Source organism: Aminobacter sp. DSM 101952, from assembly GCF_001424795.1.
Taxonomy (GTDB): Bacteria; Pseudomonadota; Alphaproteobacteria; order Rhizobiales; family Rhizobiaceae; genus Aminobacter; species Aminobacter aganoensis.
The window spans coordinates 410,346-419,094 of the sequence record NZ_LMCL01000030.1; the positions used below are offsets into that span (position 1 = coordinate 410,346).

Consider the following 8,749-nt stretch of genomic DNA (forward strand, 5'->3'; position numbering starts at 1 on the left):
ACGTCCGAACGCTGGCTGCATGCTGGTAGAACAAATATGCGGCCGCTGCTCTTTACACGAAACGCCCCCTCGGCAAAACTGTTGGGGACCGCACATTTGCTGCGCTCCCTTCACCAATCCTCACGGGGCAGAGATGACAATCGTCACGCCGAAATTCGGGATGGGCGCATCCGTTTTGCGCCTCGAAGATGCGGCATTCATCACCGGCACGGGCCGCTACACCGACGACATCGCTCCGGCATCGCAGCTTCATGGCTATGTCTTGCGTTCGCCGGTCGCCAAGGGCAGCTTCAAGGTCGGCTCGGTCGACGATGCGCGTGCGGCTCCTGGAGTCCGCCTGGTGCTGACCGGCGCCGATGTCGCCCATCTCGGTGACCTTAAGTCGATGGTCATGCAGAAGCAACCCGACGGCACCCGCGCGCCGACCCGCGACATCCCGATCCTGTGCCGCGACCGGGTCAATTATGTCGGCGATGCCATCGCCTTCGTCGTCGCCGACGCCAGGGCGCTCGCCCAGGACGCGGCCGAACTGATCGAGGTCGAATATGACGGCGAGGACGCCGCGGCGAGCACAGGTACGGCGCTTGACGAGGGGACGCCGCTGGTCTGGCCCGAACTGGGCTCCAACCGGGCCTTCACCTACCACCTCGGCGACAAGGACAAGGCCGACAAGGCTTTCGCCGCGGCCGACCATGTCACCCGCATCGAGTTCGTCAATAACCGCCTGATCTGCAACTACATGGAGCCGCGCTCGGCCATCGGCGAGTGGCGCGCCGACGAGGACCGCTTCGTGCTGACCACCGGGTCGCAGGGCGTGCATTCCATGCGCAGCATCCTTGCCGGCCAGGTCTTCGGCATCTCGGCCGACAAATTGCGCGTCATCACCCCCGACGTCGGCGGCGGCTTCGGCACCAAGTCGTTCGTCTATCGCGAGCATGCTCTGGTGCTGGAGGCCGCAAGGCGGCTCGGCCGGCCGGTCAAATGGGCGAGCGACCGTACCGAGCATTTCCTCACCGACGCGCAAGGGCGCGACAACGTCGTCACCGCCGAAATGGCGATGGACGGCAACGGCCGCTTTCTCGGCCTGCGCGTCGAACTGCTCTCCAATGTCGGCGCCTATGTCTCGCAATACGGTCCGGTCATCGCCCATGTCGGCGCCAGCATGTCGACCGGCGTCTACGACATCCAGGCGCTCGACGTGACGATCTCGGGTGTCTACACCAACACCTGCCCGGTCGACGCCTATCGCGGCGCTGGGCGCCCGGAAGCTGCACTTCTGGTCGAGAAGTTGGTCGATGCCTGTGCCCGCGACCGCGGCCTGACGGTCGACGAGATCCGCCGCCGCAATTTCATCCGGCCCGAGCAGTTCCCCTACCGGACCCAGACCGGCCGGCTCTACGACGTCGGCGAATTCGCCGCGCACATGGACCTGTCGATGCAGCGCGCCGGCTGGGACAGCTTTCCCGACCGTCTCTCGGAGGCGAAGCAGCGCGGCAGGATCCGCGGCCTCGGCATGGCGACCTACATCGAGGCCTGCGCCTTCGCCGGCTCCGAGCCGGCGCGCGTCGAACTCAATGCCGACGGCTCGGTCTCGATCTTCATCGGCACCCAGTCCAACGGCCAGGGCCACGCCACCGCCTACGCCCAGTTCGTCGCCGAAAAGCTCAATCTCGACATCGCCAGGATCCACGTTCACCAGGGCGATACCGACCAGCTTGCCAGCGGCGGCGGTACCGGCGGATCTCGCTCGATCCCGCTCGGCGGCGTCTCGGCGTCGCGCGCCGGGGCGGCACTGGCCGAGAAGCTGAAGAAACTCGCCGCCGACGAGCTGGAGGCAGCCGCCGCCGACATCGAGCTGGAAGACGGCGAGGCGCGCATCGTCGGCACCGACCGTGCCATCGGCTTCGCCGCGCTTCATGCGGCCGCGAAAGACCCCGGCGATCTCAAGGCGATGGGCGAGTTCGTCCAGCACGAGGCGACCTATCCCAACGGCACGCACATCTGCGAGGTCGAGATCGATCCCGAGACCGGGGCCACCGACGTCGTTGCCTACACCATCGTCGACGATTTCGGCATGACGGTGAACCCGCTTCTGCTGGCGGGCCAGGTCCATGGCGGTGTCGTCCAGGGCATCGGCCAGGCGCTGTCGGAAGAGGCGGTCTATGGCGAGGACGGCCAGCTTCTGTCGGCGAGCTTCATGGACTACACCATGCCGCGCGCCGACAGCGTGCCGTCTTTCCATTTCGAGACGCGCAACGTGCCCTCGACCACCAATGCCATGGGCATGAAGGGCGCCGGCGAGGCAGGCACCATCGGCGCCACGCCGGCCGCCCTCAATGCGGTCACCGATGCGCTCCACCGGGCCTACGGCATCGGTCATATTGAAATGCCTGCCACCCCCGCGCGTGTCTGGGCAGCGATAGAGGCGGCCCGGGTGAAGTGAAGCATCAAGTCGTTCAGCAGGCTTCCTCGCCGCTCACGGGTATCGCGCTCAAGGTCATTTCGGTGGCGATCTTCGTCGGCATGTCGACCAGCATCAAGCTGGCCGGCCAGGTCCCCGCCGGCCAGATCGTCTTCTTCCGCTCCTTCTTCGCCATCTTTCCGATCCTCGTCTTCCTCGCCTTTCGCGGCGAATTGCGCACGGCGGTCGTCACCGAACGGCCGTTCGGGCACATCATGCGCGGGCTCGCCGGGGTGACGGCGATGGGCTTCGGCTTCTTCGCGCTGACACAGCTGCCGCTGCCCGAGGCGATCACGCTCAACTATGCCCAGCCGCTGCTGGTTGTCGTCTTCAGCGCCCTCATCCTCGGTGAAAACGTCCGCGCCTACCGCTGGACCGCGGTCGCCATCGGTCTCGTCGGCGTGCTTATCGTGTCATGGCCCAACCTGACGATGTTCACCTCGCCCGGAGGCGTGAGCGACAAGGCGGCGATGGGCGCGGTGGCCGCCCTTGTCGGTGCGGCCCTGTCGGCCATCGCCATGCTTCTGGTCCGCAACCTGGTCCACACCGAGCGCACGGCGACGATCGTCCTGTGGTTCTCGCTCACCGCCAGCGTCATGGCCCTGTTCAGCATCCCGTTCGGCTGGCAGTCGCTCAACTGGGAGCAGACGGCGCTGCTCGTCACCGGCGGTTTCTGCGGCGGCGTCGCCCAGCTGTTCATGACCGAGGCCTACCGCCACGCCGAGGCCTCGACGGTGGCACCCTTCGAATACACCTCCCTGCTGCTCGGCATCGTTGTCGGCTATCTCGTCTTCGGCGACCTGCCGACGCTCTACACGCTTGTTGGCGGTGTCATCGTCATCGGCGCCGGCATCTTCATCGTCTGGCGCGAGCGACGTCTCGGCATCGAGCGCCAGGCGGCCAAGAAGGCTGCCTCGCCGCAATAGCTCACTGCTGGGCCAGTGCCCGCAGGCGGGCTGCGGTTTCCTCGTCGGCCGGGAAGAACGATTCGATCGCCAGTTCCGACAACGTCACGTCCAGCGGCGTGCCGAACACGGTGATCGTGCTGATGAAGGTCAGCACGGCATCGCCCGTGCGCAGCTTCAGCGGATGGGCGATCGACAGCGGATCGGCCTGCATCGGCCGGCCCGTGCGCGGCCCGTCGGGATAGCCGAGCAACTCGGTCTCCAGTGCCTTCAGCACCGGGTCGCCCGCTATGTCGTTCTGGTGTTTCAGCCGCTCGATCAGGTGCGAGCGCCATTCGTGCAGGTTGACGATGTTGCGCGCGACACCTTTCGGATGCAGGCTGAGCCTCAGCACGTTGACGGGTGGCGCCAGAAGCGAGGCGTCCTCCACCCCGGCGAGCATCGGCGCCAGCGCCGCATTGCCCTCGATCAGGTTCCAATGCCGGTCGACGGCGATGGCGGGGTAGGGCTCGTGGCCCTTCAGCACCATGCGCACGGCGTCCATGGCCGGCGCCAGCGACGGATGGTCGAGCGGCCGTTCGCCGAAACTCGGCGCGTATCCGGCTGCCAGCAGCAGCTGGTTGCGCTGCCGCAGCGGGATCGACAGCTGTTCGGCGAGGTGAAGGACCATGTCGCGCGAGGGTGCCGAGCGCCCGCTTTCCATGAAGCTCAGGTGCCGTTGCGAGATTTCCGCTTCCATCGCCAGGTCGAGCTGGCTCATGCGCCTTCTGGTGCGCCATTCGCGGATCAGGTCGCCTACGGGATTTTGTGTCGTTGTCATGCGGCCAACTTAAGCGGGCAGGGCTCTGATTGCTATTACCTCCGGCGTAATCGCTTTGGTCCGGGCCGGGTGGGATGTTCGGCATCGGGAAGGGGGCCACAGACTGCCTCTCCCCACAACCGAGCCAGGAGCTTCAGCCATGCCGATCACCGTTACCCCTTTCCTCCGCAACGTCCTCTTTGCCGACGCCCTGGTCAGCGGCGCCGCGGGCATCCTGATGATGCTCGGCGCGCCGTTGCTGTCGCCGCTGCTCGGCTTGCCGGGCGAACTGCTGTTCTGGGCTGGGCTCGTGCTGGTGCCCTTTGTCGCCATGCTGGTGGTTCTTGCCCGCCGCGTCACGGTGTCGAGGCTGCTGATGATCGACATCATCGTCATCAACGCCCTGTGGGTGGTCGGCAGCTTTGCACTGCTGTTCTCCGGCCTGGTGCAGCCGACCATGCTCGGCATCGCTTTTGTCGTCGCCCAGGCGCTGGCGGTCGCCGTGTTTGCCGAACTGCAGTTCGTCGGCATCCGTCGCGCCGCCGCCGTGGCAGCCTGACCGGCCTCAGAGGCTGCCCGGTTCGCGCAGCTTCGCCTTGACCTCGAGGAAGTCCCGCCACGCAAGTTTCTTGTGGGCGGGATTTCTCAACAGATACTCCGGGTGCAGCGTCGGCATGACGGGAATGACCGTGCCATCCGCTGTCGTGTGGCTTCTCCAACCGCCGCGCACGCGCAGGATGACGTCGGGCGAACCGGTCAGGACCTTTGCCGGCGGCCCGTCGAGCGTCACCAGAACCTTGGGTTTGACGAGCGCTATCTGGCGCTCGATGAACGGCCGGCATATTTCGGTCTCATGCGGCGTCGGCGCCCGGTTGCCGGGCGGCCGCCACGGGATCACATTGGCGATATAGGCTGATTTGCGGTCGAGGCCGATTGCCGCGAGGATGCGGTCGAGCAACTGCCCGGAGCGTCCGACGAAGGGCAGGCCCTCAAAATCCTCGTCGCGTCCGGGCGCTTCGCCCACCAGCATCAGGTCCGCTTCGGGGTTGCCGTCGGCAAACACCATGCTCTTGGCCGTGGCCTTGAGGTTGCAGCCCTCGAAACTCTCCATGATCTGCTTGAGCTCGTCGAGCGTCGCGGCCTTGGACGCAAGCTCGCGGGCTGCGGCAGCCTGCGCTTCGTCTGGCACGGCCGCGACCGCCGCCGGTCGCGGCTGAACTGGCGCTGCGGTGCGATCGGCGCCGGCACGCGGCGCCTCGGCAGACCTTGCTGCCTGCTGCTGCGATGCCGCCTGGCGCTGCTGGGCGTTTTCGGCAAACCGGTCGATCGGATCGTCGATAAGCGCATCGTCAACGCCCGCCGCCGCATAGAAGGCGAGCAGATCGCGCAGATCCGGACGTTCGTTTCCCGAAATGGAGGCCATGGTCCTTTGTCGACGTTACGCCGCCGGTTTGCAAGTTCACGACGACGGAATGCGCGGGTCCTGCACCAGATAAAAGCGCCAGCGCGGCGTGTAGTCGGTCACCAGGAAGCTGAAACCGACCACAGCGCCAGGGTCGACCTTGCCATCGGTGTAGCGCAGGCGGTCATAGGGCTCGAAGTCGCGGCTGTACTGCGCAAAGCTGTCCGATGAAATGTTGGCGTTGTCGGTCCGGCGCTGGTCGAACGACAGCCCGTCGCCGAACACGCTGGCCTGTCCTTGCAGCTCCTGCAGCTCGAATTCGAATTCCACCCAGGCCTGGCCGCTGTTGTTCAGCGCTTCGACGCGCACGAACATGATCCCGCTGGCGTAAAATCCCGAGCTGTCGAAGGGCCTGATCGGCCGGGTCGTCCTGATCGTCAGCGTCACCGGTGTCGCCGACAGCAGCTCTTCCCGGATGATGAAGGGGTCTTTGCGCGTTCCGGTGCCCGAAACCGAGGTGATGCGAAAGCCGCCCAGTTCGTCGGAGAACGAATAGGCGCCGGCGTTCCATACCTTCTGGTCTGCTTCGGTCTCTTGAGAGCGACCCTCATTGCTCAGCCATGTCGCAATAAGAAGGGCGGCCCCGGCCAGGATGTGGCGTCTAGGGTGACGGCGCTTCGGTCCGGTCCTGCAAGGCACGTATGGGCGCATGAAGAATCAATGGACGAGTAGCTGTGGAACACACCTGCAATCCGACAGTACGGGGCGAGGAATGGAGCCGATAGGTGAAATCTTTTGACCTTTACGTTAACGTAAGATAATTCGTCGTGCGGGAGAGACGTCATTGCCAAAAGGCCGATGTGCAACCGGTACGATTTGACGTTTGCCAATGATGCGTTATGCAGCGCTTAGCCAGATTTCGCCCTTGGGACGGGGCCAGCCAACGCGGAGGGACAGATGAGCGATATCGAACGCGAGAGCATGGAATTCGACGTTGTCATCGTCGGCGCCGGGCCGGCGGGACTGGCGGCGGCGATCCGGCTCAAAGATGAGCGATATCGAACGCGAGAGCATGGAATTCGACGTTGTCATCGTCGGCGCCGGGCCGGCGGGACTGGCGGCGGCGATCCGGCTCAAGCAGGTCAGTCCCGAGCTTTCGGTGGTGGTGCTGGAGAAGGGCGGCGAGGTCGGCGCGCATATCCTGTCGGGCGCGGTGGTCGATCCGATCGGCATCGACCGGCTGTTGCCGGACTGGCGCGACGATGCCGACCATCCGTTCAGGACACCGGTCACCGACGATCATTTCCTGGTGCTCGGGCCGGCCGGCTCGGTCAGGCTGCCCAACATCCTGATGCCGCCCTTGATGAGCAACCACGGCAACTACATCGTCTCGCTCGGCAATGTCTGCCGCTGGCTCGCGACCAGGGCCGAGGCGCTCGGCGTCGAGATCTATCCCGGCTTTGCCNATCCGCGAAGGCTTGAAGCTCGCCTTCCTCGAGATGCGCGCCGGGAGCGTCGTCGCCTACATCGTCTCGCTCGGCAATGTCTGCCGCTGGCTCGCGACCAGGGCCGAGGCGCTCGGCGTCGAGATCTATCCCGGCTTTGCCGCAGCCGGCCTGCTCTACAATGACGACGGTGCCGTCACCGGCGTCGTCACCGGCGACATGGGCGTCGAGCGCGACGGCAGCCGCGGTGCTGGCTTTGCGCCGGGCATGGCGCTGATGGGCAAATACGTGCTGATCGGCGAGGGCGCCCGCGGTTCGCTCGCCAAGCAGCTGATCGCAAAGTACGACCTCGGCGCCGGCAAGGAGCCGCAGAAATTCGGCATAGGCCTCAAGGAACTGTGGCAGGTCGCGCCGGAAAAGCACAAGCCGGGCCTGGTTCAGCATTCCTTCGGCTGGCCGCTCGACTTCAAGACCGGCGGCGGCTCGTTCCTCTACCACCTCGAAGACAACATGGTKGCGGTCGGCTTCGTCGTCCACCTCAACTACAAGAACCCCTATCTCGCGCCCTTCGAGGAGTTCCAGCGCTTCAAGACCCACCCGGCGATCCGCGGCACCTTCGAGGGCGGCAAGCGCCTGTCTTATGGCGCCCGCGCCATCACCGAGGGCGGCTACCAGTCGGTGCCGAAGCTGTCGTTCCCCGGCGGCGTCTTGATGGGCTGCTCGGCCGGCCTGGTCAACGTGCCTCGCATCAAGGGCTCGCACAACGCCGTGCTGTCGGGCATGCTCGCCGCCGAGCACGTCGCCGACGCCATCGCCGCCGGCCGCGCCAATGACGAGCTCGTCGCTTACGAGGCGTCGCACAACGCCGTGCTGTCGGGCATGCTCGCCGCCGAGCACGTCGCCGACGCCATCGCCGCCGGCCGCGCCAATGACGAGCTCGTCGCTTACGAGGCCGCCTGGCGCTCGACCGACATCGGCAAGGACCTGAAGAAGGTCCGCAACGTCAAGCCTTTGTGGTCGCGCTTCGGCACCATCCTCGGCGTCGGCCTCGGCGGCCTCGACATGTGGCTCAACACGCTGTTCGGCGTNGAAGGTCCGCAACGTCAAGCCTTTGTGGTCGCGCTTCGGCACCATCCTCGGCGTCGGCCTCGGCGGCCTCGACATGTGGCTCAACACGCTGTTCGGCGTSTCGCCCTTCGGCACGCTCAGGCACGGCAAGACCGACGCCCAGTCGCTCGAGCCGGCTTCGAAGCACAGCAAGATCGACTATCCCAAGCCCGACGGCGTCTTGACCTTCGACCGCCTGTCGTCGGTGTTCTTGTCCAACACCAACCACGAGGAGAACCAGCCGGTTCACCTCCAGGTCAGGGACATGGAGCTGCAGAAGCGNCACCTTCGACCGCCTGTCGTCGGTGTTCTTGTCCAACACCAACCACGAGGAGAACCAGCCGGTTCACCTCCAGGTCAGGGACATGGAGCTGCAGAAGCGCTCGGAATACGGCGTCTTTGCCGGCCCGTCGAGCCGCTACTGCCCGGCCGGCGTCTACGAATGGGTCGATGCCGACGGCAATTCGATCGCCGGCGATCCCGGCCATGCCGAYGCCAGGTTCGTCATCAACGCGCAGAACTGCGTCCACTGCAAGACCTGCGACATCAAGGACCCCAACCAGAACATCAACTGGGTCCCGCCCCAGGGCGGCGAGGGGCCCGTCTATCCGAACATGTGACGAGCATCGC

At 65.7% G+C, this 8,749-nt stretch carries 7 protein-coding genes and 3 pseudogenes; 7 read left to right on the top strand and 3 right to left on the bottom strand.

The features are described from left to right. Positions 1-133: 133 nt before the first annotated feature. Positions 134-2,443, top strand: coding sequence for a xanthine dehydrogenase family protein molybdopterin-binding subunit (locus tag ASC75_RS18425; protein ID WP_055978415.1), 2,310 nt, complete (start codon positions 134-136; stop codon positions 2,441-2,443). Beyond that, positions 2,440-3,387 carry a DMT family transporter gene (locus ASC75_RS18430; RefSeq protein WP_055978416.1) on the top strand — a complete coding sequence of 316 codons (948 nt, stop codon included), beginning with the start codon at positions 2,440-2,442 and terminating at the stop codon, positions 3,385-3,387. Before ASC75_RS18425 ends, ASC75_RS18430 begins: the two co-directional genes overlap by 4 nt. Before the next feature lies 1 nt (position 3,388). Here the strand turns inward: ASC75_RS18430 and ASC75_RS18435 are convergent, their stop codons facing one another. After that, positions 3,389-4,186, bottom strand: a complete 798-nt coding sequence (locus ASC75_RS18435; protein WP_055978417.1) for a helix-turn-helix transcriptional regulator — start codon at positions 4,184-4,186, stop codon at positions 3,389-3,391. A 139-nt stretch (positions 4,187-4,325) separates the two neighbouring features. Between ASC75_RS18435 and ASC75_RS18440 the strand changes: the two genes are divergently transcribed. Further along, the gene (locus tag ASC75_RS18440) at positions 4,326-4,724 is read left to right on the top strand and encodes a hypothetical protein (RefSeq protein WP_055978418.1); all 399 of its coding nucleotides are present in this window, start codon (positions 4,326-4,328) and stop codon (positions 4,722-4,724) included. Positions 4,725-4,730: 6 nt separating this feature from the next. Here ASC75_RS18440 and ASC75_RS18445 read toward each other — a convergent pair whose 3' ends face one another. Both ASC75_RS18445 and ASC75_RS18450 read right to left on the bottom strand, forming a co-directional pair. Beyond that, the gene (locus tag ASC75_RS18445) at positions 4,731-5,588 is read right to left on the bottom strand and encodes a uracil-DNA glycosylase (protein ID WP_055978419.1); all 858 of its coding nucleotides are present in this window, start codon (positions 5,586-5,588) and stop codon (positions 4,731-4,733) included. Between the two features lie 36 nt (positions 5,589-5,624). Further along, positions 5,625-6,266, bottom strand: a complete 642-nt coding sequence (locus tag ASC75_RS18450) for a hypothetical protein (protein WP_244487870.1) — start codon at positions 6,264-6,266, stop codon at positions 5,625-5,627. A gap of 349 nt (positions 6,267-6,615) precedes the next feature. On the opposite strand from ASC75_RS18450, the gene ASC75_RS25660 reads away from it, so the two are divergent. From ASC75_RS25660 to ASC75_RS26785, 4 genes and pseudogenes are all read left to right on the top strand, one after another. Next, positions 6,616-7,032: NAD(P)-binding protein (locus ASC75_RS25660; RefSeq protein ID WP_156381316.1), on the top strand; the 417-nt coding region annotated here is incomplete at its 3' end. 1 nt (position 7,033) lies between these two features. Further along, positions 7,034-8,002 (top strand): annotated as a pseudogene (locus ASC75_RS26150) (NAD(P)/FAD-dependent oxidoreductase); the annotation flags it as partial. Between the two features lie 99 nt (positions 8,003-8,101). Continuing rightward, positions 8,102-8,401: pseudogene (locus ASC75_RS26780) on the top strand (4Fe-4S dicluster domain-containing protein); the annotation flags it as partial. Between the two features lies 1 nt (position 8,402). Then, positions 8,403-8,739, top strand: a pseudogene (locus tag ASC75_RS26785) (4Fe-4S dicluster domain-containing protein); the annotation flags it as partial. Positions 8,740-8,749: the final 10 nt, after the last annotated feature.